Annotated in this window: 13 protein-coding genes; 9 read left to right on the forward strand and 4 right to left on the reverse strand. The window is 64.5% G+C overall.

All coding sequences use genetic code 11. The features are described from left to right. The first annotated feature begins 62 nt into the window (after positions 1-62). Positions 63-740: a TetR/AcrR family transcriptional regulator gene (locus MF4836_RS20030; protein WP_078471714.1), complete on the forward strand. Its 678-nt coding sequence runs from the start codon at positions 63-65 to the stop codon at positions 738-740. Between the two features lie 151 nt (positions 741-891). Beyond that, complete coding sequence (locus tag MF4836_RS20035; protein ID WP_078471715.1) at positions 892-1116, forward strand: hypothetical protein; 225 nt, start codon at positions 892-894, stop codon at positions 1114-1116. A 112-nt stretch (positions 1117-1228) separates the two neighbouring features. Here MF4836_RS20035 and MF4836_RS20040 read toward each other — a convergent pair whose 3' ends face one another. After that, positions 1229-2083 carry a shikimate dehydrogenase gene (locus MF4836_RS20040; RefSeq protein WP_078471716.1) on the reverse strand — a complete coding sequence of 285 codons (855 nt, stop codon included), beginning with the start codon at positions 2081-2083 and terminating at the stop codon, positions 1229-1231. A 5-nt stretch (positions 2084-2088) separates the two neighbouring features. Then, a complete protein-coding gene (gene aroQ, locus MF4836_RS20045; RefSeq protein ID WP_078471717.1) occupies positions 2089-2529 on the reverse strand; it encodes a type II 3-dehydroquinate dehydratase in 441 nt (146 codons plus the stop codon). A gap of 436 nt (positions 2530-2965) precedes the next feature. On the opposite strand from aroQ, the gene MF4836_RS20050 reads away from it, so the two are divergent. The 7 genes from MF4836_RS20050 (at position 2966) to MF4836_RS20080 (ending at position 12778) form a co-directional block, all read left to right on the forward strand. Then, a complete protein-coding gene (locus MF4836_RS20050; RefSeq protein WP_020296957.1) occupies positions 2966-3487 on the forward strand; it encodes an RNA polymerase sigma factor in 522 nt (173 codons plus the stop codon). A gap of 63 nt (positions 3488-3550) precedes the next feature. Next, positions 3551-4567 (forward strand): FecR family protein, encoded by a 1017-nt coding sequence (locus MF4836_RS20055; protein WP_078471718.1) that lies wholly within the window; start codon positions 3551-3553, stop codon positions 4565-4567. A gap of 132 nt (positions 4568-4699) precedes the next feature. Next, complete coding sequence (locus MF4836_RS20060; RefSeq protein ID WP_078471719.1) at positions 4700-7399, forward strand: TonB-dependent receptor; 2700 nt, start codon at positions 4700-4702, stop codon at positions 7397-7399. An 81-nt stretch (positions 7400-7480) separates the two neighbouring features. After that, positions 7481-8092 (forward strand): heme acquisition protein HasA, encoded by a 612-nt coding sequence (locus MF4836_RS20065; RefSeq protein WP_078471720.1) that lies wholly within the window; start codon positions 7481-7483, stop codon positions 8090-8092. 218 nt (positions 8093-8310) lie between these two features. Then, positions 8311-10092, forward strand: coding sequence for a type I secretion system permease/ATPase (locus MF4836_RS20070; RefSeq protein ID WP_078471721.1), 1782 nt, complete (start codon positions 8311-8313; stop codon positions 10090-10092). Further along, the gene (locus tag MF4836_RS20075) at positions 10089-11438 is read left to right on the forward strand and encodes an HlyD family type I secretion periplasmic adaptor subunit (protein ID WP_078471722.1); all 1350 of its coding nucleotides are present in this window, start codon (positions 10089-10091) and stop codon (positions 11436-11438) included. The genes MF4836_RS20070 and MF4836_RS20075 overlap by 4 nt, the downstream gene beginning before the upstream one ends. Further along, positions 11435-12778 carry a TolC family outer membrane protein gene (locus tag MF4836_RS20080; RefSeq protein ID WP_078471723.1) on the forward strand — a complete coding sequence of 448 codons (1344 nt, stop codon included), beginning with the start codon at positions 11435-11437 and terminating at the stop codon, positions 12776-12778. The genes MF4836_RS20075 and MF4836_RS20080 overlap by 4 nt, the downstream gene beginning before the upstream one ends. A 168-nt stretch (positions 12779-12946) precedes the next feature. Here MF4836_RS20080 and trmA read toward each other — a convergent pair whose 3' ends face one another. Both trmA and MF4836_RS20090 read right to left on the reverse strand, forming a co-directional pair. Continuing rightward, on the reverse strand, positions 12947-14026 hold the full coding sequence (trmA, locus tag MF4836_RS20085; protein ID WP_078471724.1) for a tRNA (uridine(54)-C5)-methyltransferase TrmA: 1080 nt from the start codon (positions 14024-14026) through the stop codon (positions 12947-12949). Further along, complete coding sequence (locus tag MF4836_RS20090; RefSeq protein ID WP_078471725.1) at positions 14023-15315, reverse strand: NCS2 family permease; 1293 nt, start codon at positions 15313-15315, stop codon at positions 14023-14025. Before MF4836_RS20090 ends, trmA begins: the two co-directional genes overlap by 4 nt. Positions 15316-15430: the final 115 nt, after the last annotated feature.

Raw genomic sequence — 15430 nt, forward strand, 5'->3', positions numbered from 1 at the left:
TCTTTCGCTGGCACACGCGGCCCATAATCGCCCGCGTGTGCAGCGTTGGCCGTGAGCCCAGAATGACAATGACCCCAGAACTCTCCGTAGCCCCCGAGCAACCGCTGGTGGAGCCGCGCAAGAGTCGCAAGAACAACCCGGAAAAGACCCGCGAGAACATCCTTCAAGAAGCCATTGTCGAGTTCGTGCAGCAGGGCCTTTCCGGCGCCCGCGTGGATGCCATCGCCGAGCGCATCCATACCTCCAAGCGCATGATCTATTACTACTTCGGCAGTAAGGAACAGCTCTACGTCGAGGTCCTGGAAAAGCTCTACGGTGATATCCGCAGTACCGAGAGCCGCCTGCACCTGGCGGAGCTGGAACCGCGTGAAGCGATCCGGCGCCTGGTGGAATTCACCTTCGATCACCATGATCGCAATGTCGATTTCGTGCGTATCGTCAGCATCGAAAACATCCACAACGCCGAGTACGTCAAGCAGTCCAGCGCGATCAAGGCGATGAACAACACCATCCTTCATGCCCTGGGCGAGATCCTCACACGCGGCCTCGAGGCGGGGGTATTCCGCAGTGGGCTGGACCCGCTGGACGTGCATTTGCTGATCAGTTCGTTCTGTTTCTACCGGGTGTCCAACCGGCATACCTTTGGCGAGATCTTCCAGATCGACCTGCCGGACGAAAGCATCAAGCAACGCCACCGGGAAATGATCTGCGAATCGGTGCTGCGCTACCTGCAGGCCTGAAGCGGTCCCTCGAGCGTCGACAAAAAAGCCCGCCCCTGCGTGTGACCGCAGGCGGCGGGCTTTTTACGTCATGGGGCGGGCAGGTCGGATACAACCTCTGGCGGTTCAGCTAAGCTCCGCGCTTCCCTCCCTCAACGCCAAGGAATGCATCATGGGCAATCCCGTCCCAACCCTGAAAGTCATCCTGATCCTGATGATTGTGGTCGACTCGTTCTGGCTCGCCGAACGCTTGCTCGGCCTGCTGAGCACCAGCCTGTTCGACTGGATGCCCAGCGCCCTGATCAGCGTGATCGGCATCTTCAGCAGCGTGCTGATGATCCTGTTCAACATCCTGCTGGTGGCCTTGCTCTCGCGCTTGCAACTCAAACCCGAATAAGCCGGCGCTCCATGGGCCATCTGTAGCCGCTGCCGCCAGGCTGCGCTGGCCATTTGCAGTACTGCGTTTCTCCAGGGGCGTCGCGGCATCTGTTCTGGGCGCGGCTATAGACTCAGCCGTTCATGCTCTGGAAATGCGCCAGCATGCGCTGGGCGTCCGGGGTCACGCCGCTGAACAGTTCAAAGGCCTTCACCGCCTGGAACACCGCCATGTTGCCGCCGTCCAGGGTCCGGCAGCCCAGGGCCCGGGCGTTGCGCAACAGTTCGGTTTCCAGCGGGAAGTAGACGATTTCCGCGACCCACAGCGCAGGCCGCAGCAAGGCGGCCGGCACCGGCATGCCCGGCAGCTTGGCCATGCCCATCGGCGTGGTGTTGACCAGGCCCGAGGCGCTTGCGAGGGTGCTGCTCAGGTCGACACCGGCCTTGGCGCGACCGGCACCGAAGTGCTGGTTCAGGTTGTCGGCCAGGGCCTGGGCACGGCTCGCTTCCACATCGAAAATACTCAGCAGCTGCACACCCTCGCTAAGCAGGGCATGGGCCACCGCCGCACCGGCCCCGCCAGCCCCCATCTGCACCACCTGGTCCAGGGCCACACCCTGCAGGCCGCGACGGAAGCCTTCGGCAAAACCCAGGCAGTCGGTGTTGTGGCCGATGCGCTTGCCGTCCTTGAGCACCACGGTGTTCACCGCGCCGATGCCACGGGCTTCGGGGGACAGCTCATCGAGCAGCGGGATGATGCTTTGCTTGCAGGGGAAGGTCACGTTGAGGCCGGTGAAACTCATGCGTTCGGCGGCCAGCAGCAAGTCGGCCAGCGCGCTGCTGTCGAGTTGCAACGGGTCGAGGTCGATCAGGCGGTACAGGTACCGCAGGCCCTGGGCATCGCCCTCATGTTCGTGCAGGGCCGGGGTGCGCGAGGCCTGGATGCCGGCGCCGATCAGGCCGGCGAGAATAGCGTTGGTTTTGCTCATGCGATTCACCCCTTCAAACGCTGGCTGAAATGTTCCAGTGCCAGTCGATAACCATTGCTGCCGAAACCGCACATCACCGCCTGGGCGATCGAGGACACGAACGAATGGTGACGGAACGGCTCGCGGGCATGGACGTTGGACAGGTGCACTTCGATCACCGGCAATTCACTGGCCACCAGCGCATCGCGGATGGCCACCGAGGTGTGGGTCCAGGCGGCGGGGTTGATCACGATGCCGGCGCAGCGGCCACGGGCGGCATGAATCCAGTCCAGCAGTTCACCTTCGTGGTTGGTCTGGCGAAACTCCACCGCCAGCCCGAACTCTTCGGCGGCGCGGCCGCACAGGGCAGAAATATCCGCCAGGGTTTCATGGCCGTAGGTCGCGGGTTCGCGGGTGCCGAGCAGGTTCAGGTTGGGGCCGTTGAGCACCAGGACGATAGGGGGCATAGGGGGTGAATCTCCGTTGTTATTGTTGGCGTGGCGTGCGAGGCCCGCTTGTGCGGATAAATTGTACTAACTGGTTAATTAGGTCAATTGCAGGGTGTCGACGGAGGAGGCCACGCGGCATTAAGTGTTCGTTTATCGAACAACTTCCCGTGCCCTGAGCTACAAACCCGAGTCGCCGGAATGGCTGAGCACTTGCTGGCCGTAGTGCTGGTAGCGGCGCGCGCTGGACGTCAGGGCGGCGAGGGCAAGGCCCGGGCAACCCGTTTCAACGGAAAAACAGTCGGCCGTTCGTGCAGGGTGGGCTGCGGCGCGCCCTGATGCCTTACCGAGGTTGTTGCACCCGTGCGGTGGTAGATGGGTGCTGATATCAATTGAAAATGATTCTCGACAAGCCGTAAGATGCCCGCCAATTTCCTTCAAGTTCCAGGGAGTCGGTTTGTCGGACGTGGATCTCAAGGGCCTGTTTCTCAAGCATGCCGCTACCTTGCGTGGGTATCTGGCGCGCAAGGTACGGGACCCGCAGTTGGCTGCCGACCTGGTGCAGGAGAGTTTCCTGCGCCTGGCCGAGCAGACCCGTGGCGAACGCATCGACAATTCACAGGGGTATCTCTACCGAACGGCCAGGAATCTGCTGATCGACCATGTTCGTCAGGAGGCGCGGCGCAAGACTGACACCGTGTCCCATGAAGCGCTGGCTGAAATCGAAGATGAACTGGCCGGGTTGGAGGCGCAGGCGATGGCGCAGCAACAGCGGATGGCATTGAAGCAGGCGATGGCTGAACTGCCACAACGGACCCAGGAGATTTTTCGCCTGAACCGGATCGAGGGCATGACCCATGCCGAGGTGGCCCGGCACTTGAACATTTCCGACAGTTCGGTGCAAAAGCATCTTTCCCGGGCGTTGGCCTATGTCATGCAACGCCTGCAAGGCACCGATGAGCGGCCCGCCGACGAATGAATTACGGTAAATGTCGGGGTTAGACGTCACTGCTTATATATAACGAGAAATCGAGATTCACACGTGAATAGCCAGGGTCCGCAAGAGCGCAGTATCACTGAGGCGGCCGCCGACTGGGCGGTGCGTTTGCACGCCGGTCACTTGAGTGCGGCCGAGCAGGTCGAGCTTGAGCAATGGCAGGCCCGCGATAGCCGGCATGGCCCGGCCTTGCGTTTTGCCGAGCAGACCTGGGCGGCCCTGGGCGAACTGCACCTGGAACCGGACAGTGCCCGGCTGACGCCGGCACGCCGGGCCTCGGCGCCTGCCGCCGAGCCCGCACGACCTGCAGCACGCCGGCGACGCGCTGGGCGCCTGGCAGCCAGTGCGGCGGCGCTGACCCTGGCGGTCTGCATCGGCTGGTGGCAGGGGCCGCAAGCCCTGTTGCGCATGCAGTCCGATTACCTGACCGCCAAGGGTGAGGTGCGTACGGTGCAACTGGCCGACGGCAGTCAGGTGGAGCTTGATTCAGGCAGCGCCATCAGCCTCGATTTCACCGATCAGCAGCGCCAGGTACGGCTGCTGGCAGGTTCGGCGGTGTTCGATGTGGCGCCCATGGGCCCCGGGGAAACCCGCCCTTTTGTGGTGGAAAGCGCGGGCGGCCAGACCCGCGCACTGGGCACCCGGTTTGTGGTCGGGCGTGAAAGCAGCCAGCAGGCCTGGGTCGGCGTGCTGCAGCACAGTGTCGCTGTCAGCCTGCAATCCCCGGCGCAGCAGGGGCCGGGCAAACGGGTCCTGGAAGAAGGGCAAAGCGCGCGCTACAACCCGCAGACCGGCGTGGTCGCGCTGCAGGACTTCGACCTGCAGCGCGCCACCAGTTGGCGCCGTGGGGTGCTGGTGTTTGATCGCCTGCCCCTGGCCAATGTGGTCGAGCAGCTCAACCGCTATCGCCCGGGGCGCGTGGTGCTGACCAGCAGCGAGTTGGCCGAGCGCCAGGTCAGTGGCGTGTTCCGCCTGGATATGCTGGACACGGCCCTGTCCACCCTGACTCGGGAATTGCAGGTGCAGCGCTTTGACCTGGCCGGTGTCAGCCTGATTTATTGAGCCCTGTCCCGGGGCTTTTTCGATTGCGATAAAAAAACCTGAAAAAAACTTACTGAGTTTTCGCCCCTGGCACGTCTTGCTAGTGAGATGCATTCGCATACACACAAGATGGCCAGCGTGGGGATAACAACAATGAGGGGAAGCAGTCGCAAGGAAGCCAGTACCGGTCGCCGGTTGGCCCTTGCTGTTCACCTGGGAGTCGCAGGCTGGTTGGCGGGCGTTGGCCTGTTGCACGCCGCCGAGCCGGTTGGCGCCAGCCAGCCGAGTGCCGATCAGCAGTACCTGTTGAACTTCGAAATCCCCGCACAACCCCTGGGGGCGGCGGTCCTGGCCTTTGCCGAACAGGCCGGGCTGCAAGTGTTGTTCGACAGCCAGCGCCTGCAAGGGCTGCAAAGCTCGGCGCTCAATGGTCGCTACAGCGTGCAGGAAGGCCTGGCGCGGCTGCTGGGCAATGCCCCAGTGGAGTACCGCTTCACCGGTGAGCGCCAGGTGACCCTGAGCCGGGTCGCCGGCGGCCATGATGGCGCCCTGGCGCTGGCCACCACGACTGTCACCGGCAACCGCGAAGGCAAGAAAGGCGACTGGGTCTATGGTGATCCGCGTTCGGTGAGCGTGATCGGTCGCGAGCAACTGGACCGCAACCCGCCGCGGCATGCGGCGGACATGCTGGAAGAAACCTCGGGCGTGTACTCGGCGGTCAACCAGCAGGACCCGGGCCTTTCCGTGAATATCCGCGGGATCCAGGACTACGGCCGGGTCAACATGTCGATCGACGGCATGCGCCAGAACTACCAGCAGAGCGGCCACCAGCAACGCAACGGCACCCTGTATGTCGATCCGGAATTGCTCTCCGAGGTGGTCATCGAAAAGGGCGCGACCTCCGGCATGGGCGGCGCGGGAGTGATTGGCGGGATCGCCAACTTTCGCACCGTCGAAGCCAGCGACCTGCTCAAGCCGGGCAAGGAAATCGGCGGGCGCATCCGCCTGACCACCGGGCTGGGCGGGCGCAGTAACGGTACGCATTTTATCGGCAGTTCCGCCTTCGCCATCGGCACCGAGGCCTGGGACATGCTGCTGGCCGCCAGCGAGCGGCACCTGGGGGATTACAACCCGGGCACCCGGGGCAGTATCGGCGAGCTGCGCACCGGCGCGGCGATGGACCCCACCGCCACCGACCGGGTGAAAAATTCCACCGTGGACTACACCGCCTCGGTGATGCGGTCGCGCCTGCTCAAGCTCGGGGTCAACCTGCCGGCGGACCAGCGCCTGCAACTGAGCTACCTGACGACTGAAGTGTCCTACGACGACGCGAACATGATGAACGTCGAGAACGGGCAACTGTGGGAAAAGCTCGGCAGCAGCAAGGTCCGGGCACAGAACTTCGCACTCGATTACAGCTACACCCCGGACAACCCGCTGATCGACTTCAAGGCCAAGCTCTACTACGTCGACAACCGCAACGATCAGAGCACGGTCCGCGTCCGTTCGAGCCCGGGTTACTCCATCACATACCAGACCGATACCTACGGCGCCCAGGCGCAGAACACCTCGACCTTCGCCCTGGGCGAGCTGTCCACGCTCAAGGCCAACTACGGCCTGGAGTTCTTCTATGACAAGGTCCGTCCGGACTCCAGCCAGGCGGTGGCCAGCGGGTCGGCGGTGAATGCTTCGGCGGCGGAGGCCATGACCCCCGAGGGCGACCGGGCCCTGGGCAGTCTGTTCGCACGCCTGGATTACGACTATGACGGCTGGCTGAACATGAACGCCGGGCTGCGCTATGACCGTTACCGCCTGCGCGGCGAGACCGGGCTCAATACCCGGACCTTCGTGATTGGCGCCACCCCCCGGCAGATCACCGTGCCGGTGACCTACGACGTGGACAATCAGGAGGGCCGCCTGTCGCCGACATTCGGCCTGTCGGTCAAGCCGGGGGTGGACTGGCTGCAACTGTTCGCCACCTACGGCAAGGGCTGGCGTCCGCCGGCCGTCACCGAAACCATGATTTCCGGGCGCCCCCACGGTGGCGGGGCCGAGAGCATGTACCCCAACCCGTTCCTCAAGCCGGAGCGTTCCACGGCCTGGGAGGTGGGGGTCAATGTGCTCAAGGAGAACCTGTTTTTCAGCGAGGACCGGCTGGGGATCAAGGTTGCCTACTTCGACACCCGGGTCGACGACTTCATCTACATGAACATGGGCGTGCAGCCGCCGGGTTATGGCATGGCCGGCATCGGCAACAGCGCCTACGTCAACAACCTGGAAGAAACCCACTTCCGTGGCGTCGAGTACCAGTTGGACTATGACGCCGGAAGCGCCTACGGCCAGCTGTCCTACACCCACATGATCGGCAGCAACGACTTCTGCGCCAAGACCGCGTGGCTGGGTGGGGTGACCCAAGCCGTCAAGCAAGGCTCGGGGCGTGGGGCCATCGTGGTCGGCATGCGCCCCGATGATGCGGCCAACGCCGCCACCCAATGCAGCGCGATCCTCGGCTCGGCCGAGCACATGCCGATGGACCGTGGCGCGCTGACCCTGGGCGCACGCTTCTTCGAACGCAAGCTGGATATCGGTGCTCGCGCCCGTTACAGCGCCGGGTATGCGGTAGAAGGCACCGCCACCACCACCGTGTCCCAGAGCGGCGTCTACCCGGCGGACTGGAAGCCCTACACCGTCTACGACCTCTATGGCAGCTACCGCGCCACCGATGAACTGACCCTGCGCCTGGCCATGGAAAACGTCACCGACCGCGCCTACCTGGTGCCCCTGGGCGACGTGCTGGCCTTCACCCTCGGCCGTGGCCGCACCTTGCAGGGCACCGTGGAATATCAGTTCTGACCCCTTTTGCCCAATGACGGGCAAAACCGGAGCCGGCAGGAGTCGGCTTCGGAGTGACCAACCTATGTATTGGAGTTTTGCATGAGCATTTCAATTTCCTACAGCGCTACCTACGGCGGCGTCAGCGTTGCGAACTACCTGACTGACTGGTCGGCCTACTTTGGCGACGTCAACCATCGTCCGGGCCAGGTGGTCGACGGCACCAACACCGGCGGCTTCAACCCGGGCCCGTTCGACGGCACCCAATACGCGCTGAAGAGCACCAACAGCGACGCCGCGTTCGTGGCCGATGGTGAATTGCACTACACCCTGTTCAGCGCGCCGAGCCACACCGTCTGGGGTTCGCTGGACACCATCTCCCTGGGTGACACCCTGGCCGGCGGCACCACCGCCAACCCGTACAACCTGGTCAGCCAGGAAGTCAGCTTCACCAACCTGGGCCTCGAGAGCCTGAAAACCGAAGGCCGTGAAGGCGACGTGCACAAAGTCATCTACGGCCTGATGAGCGGCGACAGCTCGGCCCTGGCTGGCGAAATCGACGCTCTGCTCAAAGCCATCGACCCAAGCCTGTCGGTGAACTCGACGTTCGACGACCTGGCGGCTGCCGGTATCGCCCACGCCAACCCGGCTGCTGCCGACGTCGGCCTGGTGGGTGTGCAGGACGTGCCTCAGGACTGGGCCCTGGCGGCCTGAGTGCCGGTTTGAGGCATAAAAAAGCGAATGCCGGATCGCTCCCGCATTCGCTCGCTTGAATCACCTCCGTCGCCCGAGTTTTCGAAGGCCAGGGCGGCGGCGGTGGCAAATTCTGGGGAGCGCCGTGGTGCCTGTCAATGCACGTGGCGCGCCTCTTGCCGATCCGTTCTGCAAGAACGGATGGCGCTCTATCCCTCGACATCCAACAGGACACCTTGATGAGCAGGCCGAATTCACTTGCCGGTTCCGAGACGCTGGCGGCCCTGGCGGCCTATAAAAGCGGCTTCTTCAACATCGGCCTGTTTTCGGCGGTGATCAACCTGCTGATGCTGGCGCCCGCCCTGTACATGTTGCAGGTGTATGACCGGGTGCTGGCCTCGGGCAATCAGATGACCCTGTTGATGCTGACGCTGATGATTCTCGGCCTGTTCGGCCTGATGGGCGCGTTGGAGTGGGTGCGCAGCCAGGTGGTGATCCGCCTCGGCACGCAGATGGACATGCGGTTGAACCAGCGGGTGTACGACGCCGCGTTCGAAGCCCAGCTCAAGGGCAGCCCCCAGGCCGCCGGCCAGGCCCTGAACGACCTGACCGCGCTGCGCCAGTTCGCCACCGGCAATGCGCTGTTCGCGTTTTTTGATGCGCCGTGGTTCCCGGTGTACCTGCTGGTGATCTTTCTGTTTCACCCCTGGCTCGGCCTGCTGGCCCTGGGCGGCGCGGTATTGCTGGTGGTGCTGGCCTGGGTCAACCAGCACATCTGCCAGGCGCCGTTGAGCGCGGCCAGCCAACTGTCCATCAGCACCAGCCAGCAGGCCACGGCCAACTTGCGCAATGCCGATGTGATCGAAGCCATGGGCATGCTGGGTGCCCTGCGCGGGCGCTGGTTTGCCGGGCATCAGGCGTTTCTGGCCCAGCAGAACCTGGCCAGCGAAAAGACTGCCACCGTCAGCGCCTGGTCCAAGGGCGTGCGTCTGGCCCTGCAATCGTTGGTGCTGGGCCTCGGCGCCTTGCTGGCGGTGCAGGGTGAAATCACCCCGGGGATGATGATTGCCGGTTCGATCCTCATGGGCCGGGTGCTGAGCCCGATCGACCAACTGATTGCGGTGTGGAAACAATGGAGTTCGGCGCGCCTGGCCTATGAGCGCCTGTCGGCTTTGCTCCAGGCCCACCCGGCGCGCCCGCAACGCATGAGCCTGCCTGCGCCGCGTGGCGAGTTGCAGGTACAAGCCCTGAGTGCCTGCGCCCCGGGCAGCCGGCGGCCGGCCTTGAGCAACCTCGGGTTCAGCCTGCCGGCGGGCAACGTGTTGGGGGTGATCGGCCCGTCCGGTTGCGGCAAGTCGACCCTGGCTCGGCTGCTGGTCGGGGCCTGGACGCCGCTGACCGGCAAGGTGCGCCTCGACGGCGCCGACCTTGGGCAATGGGATCGCCAGCAACTGGGCCCGCATATCGGCTACCTGCCCCAGGACGTGCAACTGTTTGCCGGCAGCATTGCCGAGAACATTGCCCGCCTGGGGCCGGTGGACTCGGCCAAGGTGCTGGCGGCGGCGCAGATGGCCGGGGTGCACTCGTTGATCCTGCAATTGCCACAAGGCTATGACACGCAGTTGGGGGAGGGTGGCGCCGGGTTGTCCGGCGGGCAGAAGCAGCGCATCGGCCTGGCCCGTGCCCTGTATGACCTGCCGGCGCTGATCGTGCTCGATGAGCCCAACTCCAACCTCGATGAAGCCGGCGAGCAGGCCCTGCTCCAGGCCATCACCCAGCTCAAGCAACAGCAGCGCACGCTGGTCCTGATTACCCACAAGCCCAACGTCCTGACCCTCACCGACCAGTTGATGATCCTGCGCGACGGTCAGCTGCAGGCCTTCGGCCCGACGGCGCGGGTGCTGGAGGCCAGCCAGAAAGCCAAGGCCCCGCCAGCGCCCCCGGTGAGCAACCCGGTGACCGCGTTGAACATGAATTACCGGCTGGGCGTAGCGACCAGCCCTGAAGGGAAAAAAGCATGAGCCAGTCCCACGCCAGCGCGGCGCCGCCGCTGCCTACCGCCGAGGCCCCGAGCAATGTGCTGCCCCTGGACCACAAACACCATTCGCGCCTGGGTTGGCTGCTGGTGCTCGGCGGCTTTGCCGCCTTTCTGGGCTGGGCGGCGTGGGCGCCCCTGGACAAGGGCGTGGCGGTGTCCGGCAAGGTCATGGTTTCGGGCCACCGCAAGGCGGTGCAGCACCCCAGTGGCGGGATTGTCGAGCATATCGAGGTGCGCGACGGCCAGTTGGTGAGTGCCGGGCAGGTGCTGCTGCGCCTCAAGGAAACCCCGTTGCGCACCCAGATGCAGTCCTTGCGTGCGCAGTATCTCGGTTCCCTGGCCAGCGAGGCGCGGCTGAATGCCGAGCGTGAAGGCGCCACCCGCATTGAATTCAGCCCCGAACTGCTGGCCCTGGCCGCCGAGCCCGAGGTGGCCGCGACCATGGCCCTGCAACGCCAGCTGTTCAGCAGCCGGCGCGAGGCCCTGGCCATGGAGCAGCAGGGCATTGGCGAAACCATCGCCGGCACCCAGGCGCAACTCTCGGGCACCCGTGACTCCCAGGCCAGCAAACAGCAGCAGCGCAAGGCCTTGAGCGAGCAATTGCAGGGCCTGCGCGAGCTGGCGCGGGACGGCTACATCCCGCGTAACCGGTTGCTCGACAGTGAGCGGCTGTACGCGCAGATCGACGGTTCGATCGCCGAAGACTTCGGGCGCATTGGTCAGTTGCAGCGCCAGATCCTCGAATTGCGCCTGCGTATTCGACAACTGTCCGAAGAGTTCCAGAAGGAAGTGCGCAGCCAACTGGCCGACACCCGCCCGCGCAGCGAAGACCTGCGCAACCGCCTGGCTTCGGCCGAGTTCGAGCTGGCCAACAGTCAGGTCCGGGCACCGGCCGCCGGGGTGGTCGTGGGGCTGCAGGTGTTTACCGAGGGTGGGGTGATCAAGCCCGGCGAAGCGCTGATGGAAATCGTGCCCCAGGGCGAGCCTTTGCTGGTGGAGGCCCGGGTGCCGGTGCAGATGGTCGACAAGGTGCACCCCGGGCTGCCGGTGGAACTGATGTTCTCGGCCTTCAGCCAGAGCACCACGCCCCGGGTGGCGGGAGAGGTGACCCTGGTGTCTGCCGATCGCCAGGTCGACGAGCGCACCGACGAGCCTTATTACACCTTGCGTGCCCAGGTCAGCGCCGAGGGCATGCAGCAACTGCAAGGTTTGCAGATCCGTCCGGGAATGCCGGTGGAGGCGTTTGTCCGTACCGGTGAGCGTTCGATGCTCAATTACCTGTTCAAGCCCCTGCTGGACCGCACCCACATGGCCTTGGTGGAAGAATGAAGTCGCGTCCCCTGCAACTGGCCCTGCTAGGGCTGGCGTTTTTGTGTGCTCCGGCGGCCCAGGCCCTGGGTTTGCTCCAGGCCTACGACCTGGCGGTGCTCAACGACCCGACCTTCCATGCGGCACTCAAGGAACGCGACGCCGGTGAAGAAAACCGCGTCATCGGCCGCTCCGCGCTGCTGCCCAATCTGTCCTGGAGCTACAACAATTCGCGCAATGAATCCGAGGTGACCCAGACCCTGCCCCAGGGTGATGTCACCACCGACCGCGATTACCGCAGCTACGCCGCGACCCTGACCCTGCAACAACCCCTGCTCGATTACGAAGCCTATGCGCGTTATCGCCAGGGGGCGGCCCAGGCGCTGTTTGCCGATGAGCGCTTTCGCAGCAAGAGCCAGGAATTGGCGGTGCGCTTGCTGGGGGCCTACAGCCAGGCCTTGCTGGCCCAGGAGCGCATTGAGTTGAGTCAGGCGCAACGGCGCACCTACGCCGAGCGCTTGCAACTCAACCAGCGCCTGCTGCAAGGCGGCGAGGGCACCCGCACCGATGTTCTGGAAACCCAGGCCCGGCTATCCCTGGCCCTGGCCGACGAGATCGAATCCCGGGACCTGCAGGACACCGCCCTGCGGGAGTTGGAGGCGATCGTCGGCCAGCCGTTGCAGATCGACGAGCTGGACCCCCTGGTCCGGCGCTTTGAAATCCAGCCGCTGCAGCCCAACCGCTTCGACACCTGGCGCGACCTGGCCCTGGCCAATAACCCGGAACTGGCCTCCCAGCATCACGCCCTGCGTGCCGCGGAATATGAGGTGGAGCGCAAGCGCGCGGGGCACTTGCCCAAGGTCAGCCTGTACGCCAGCAGCCGCCAGACCAGCTCCGATTCGGAAAGCAGTTACAACCAGAAGTACGACACCAACACCGTTGGTATCCAGGTCAGCGTGCCGTTGTTTGCCGGTGGCTCGGTCTCGGCGTCGACCCGTCAGGCCGCCAGCCAGCTGTCCCAGGCCCAGTACGAGCTGGACGCGCAAACTGCCAGCACTCTGATCGAGCTGCGCAAGCAGTTCAACCTCAACAGCAGTGGCGCGGCCAAGGTCCGGGCCTATGAAATGGCCGTCAGCTCGGCCGAAGCCCTGGTGCTGGCCACGCAGAAAAGCGTGCATGGCGGGGAACGGGTCAACCTCGATGTGCTGGACGCCGAACAACAACTGTTCAGCGCCCGCCGCAACCTGGCCGATGCCCGCCACGCCTACCTGCTGGCGCGTATCCAGCTCAAGTACTACGCCGGGCTGCTCAACGAACAGGATTTGCAGCAGTTGGCCGGCTACTTCCACCCCCTGGGCTGACACCGCCCCCCGGCACCAACCCACCCCTGTAGGCGCTGGCTTGCCAGCGATGGCAATTTCGAACCCAGCGAAAGATCCAAGACCGCCTCGCCGGCAAGCCGGCTCCTACAGAGGACGCAGAATGAAAACGGCCGTCTCGAGGACGGCCGTTGGCGCGAGCGGGGCGGATCAGCGCCGGGTCAGCAACACCCCGGATTCCATATGGTGGGTCCACGGGAATTGGTCGAACAGCGCGCAGCGGGTGATGCGGTGCGTGTCGTGCAGCTGGGCGATGTTGTCCGCCAGGGTTTGCGGGTTGCACGAGATGTACAGGATGTTGTCGAAGCGCCGGGTCAGTTCGCAGGTGTCCGGGTCCATGCCTGCACGCGGCGGGTCGACGAACACACTGCCGAATTCGTAGCTTTTCAGGTCCACGCCCTGCAAGCGGCGGAACGGCCGCACTTCGTTCAGGGCTTCGGTCAACTCTTCGGCAGACAGACGCACCAGGGTGACGTTATCCACCGCGTTTTCGCTGAGGTTGCTCAACGCCGCATTCACCGAGGTCTTGCTGATTTCCGTGGCCAGCACCTTGCGTACCCGGGTGGCCAGGGGCAGGGTGAAGTTGCCGTTGCCGCAGTACAGTTCCAGCAGGTCGTCCGGGCGTTCGCCCAGGGCGTCGTAGGCCCAGTTGAGCATCTTCTGGTTCACGGTGCCGTTGGGCTGGGTGAAGGCGCCTTCGGGTTGGCGGTAGCTGAAGGTGCGGCCGCCGACGTCGAGTTGCTCCACCACGTAATCGCGGCCGATCACTTCACGCTTGCCCTTGGAGCGGCCGATCACGCTGACCTGCAACTCGGCCGCGAGCCTGCTCGCCGCCGCGTGCCAGTGCTCGTCCAGCGGACGGTGATAGCACAGGGTAATCATCGCGTCGCCGGCCAGGGTAGTGAGGAACTCCACCTGGAACAGCTTGTGGCTCAGGGCGGCGCTGGCCTTCCAGGCCGCCTTGAGCTGCGGCATCAGCTGATTGATGCGCAGGCTGGCGATGGGGAACTCTTCGATCAGGATCGGTGTGCGTTTGTCTTCCTGGGAAAACATCGCGTAGTGCCGCTCACCGGCTTCGCGCCACAGGCGGAACTCGGCGCGCAGGCGGAAGTTCTGCAGCGGCGAGTCGAAAACCTGCGGCTCGGGCGCATCGAAGGGGGCCAGCAGGTCACGCAGGCGCGTGACCTTGTCTTGCAGTTGTACGGCGTAAGAGGCGGCGTCAAAAGTCATGCGGGGTAGCCCAGCTTGATCACAAACAGAATCGACAGGATCACCAGGGCCGGGTTCAGCTCACGGGCGCGGCCCGACAGCAGCTTGATCACGGTCCAGGAAATAAAGCCGAAGGCGATGCCGTTGGCGATGGAGTAGGTGAACGGCATCGCCAGGGCGGTGACCACCACTGGCGCGGCGACGGTGATGTCGTCCCAGTCGATTTCGGCCAGGCCCGACGTCATCAGCACCGCCACGAACAGCAGCGCCGGAGCGGTGGCGAAAGGCGGCACGCTGGCGGCCAGTGGCGAGAAAAACAGCGCCAGCAGGAACAGGATCGCCACCACGATGGCGGTCAAGCCGGTGCGGCCGCCGGCACTGACGCCGGCAGCGGACTCGATGTAGCTGGTGGTGGTCGAGGTGCCCAGCAGCGAGCCGGCCATGGCCGCCGTGCTGTCGGCGATCAGCGCACGGCCCATTTTCGGCATGTGGCCGTCCTTGCCCATCAGCCCGGCGCGCTTGGCGACGCCGATCAGGGTCCCGGAGTTGTCGAACAGGTCGACGAACAGGAAGGCGAAAATCACGCTGATCAGGCCGAAGTCCAGCGCGCCCTTGATGTCCAGCTGCAGGAAGGTCGGGGCCAGGGACGGCGGCATGGACGTCACGCCACCGAACGCGGTGACGCCCAGCAGAATCGAAACGATGGTCACCACCAAAATGCCGATCAGCACCGCACCGCGCACTTTCAGGGCCTCCAGGGCCACGATCAGGGCGAAGCCCAGGGACGCGAGGATCGGCGCCGGTTTTGTCAGGTCGCCCAGGCCCACCAGGGTCGACGAGTTGCCGACTACGATCTCGGCGTTATGCAGGGCGATCAACGCCAGGAACAGGCCGATACCGGCCGCAATTGCCGAACGCAGCGGCAGCGGGATGCTGTTGATGATCCATTCGCGGATACGAAAGATCGACAGGATGAAGAACAGCACCGCCGAGATGAACACCGCCCCCAGCGCCACTTGCCAGGTGTGGCCCATGTGCAGGACCACGGTGTAGGTAAAGAAGGCGTTCAGGCCCATGCCCGGTGCCAGGGCGATCGGGTAGTTGGCGATCAGGCCCATGATGGTGGAGCCGATGGCTGCCGCCAGGCAGGTGGCAACGAAGATCGCACCCTTGTCCATGCCGGTCTCGCCGAGAATGCTCGGGTTGACGAACAGGATGTAGGCCATGGCCAGGAAGGTGGTGATGCCCGCCAGGATCTCGGTGCGTACGTTGGTGTTGTGTGCCTTGAGTTGAAACAGCCTTTCCAGCATGTCTGCTCCCCGTGGCGCGCCGGGCGCCGTGAATGTATCGACCTAAACAGCAAAGCACAGACCGCCGGAGGCGCCTGAGGAATTTCAGTGGGTCGGAAAAAGCCGCGCATCATAC

Source organism: Pseudomonas sp. MF4836 (assembly GCF_002018875.1).
Taxonomy (GTDB): domain Bacteria; phylum Pseudomonadota; class Gammaproteobacteria; order Pseudomonadales; family Pseudomonadaceae; genus Aquipseudomonas.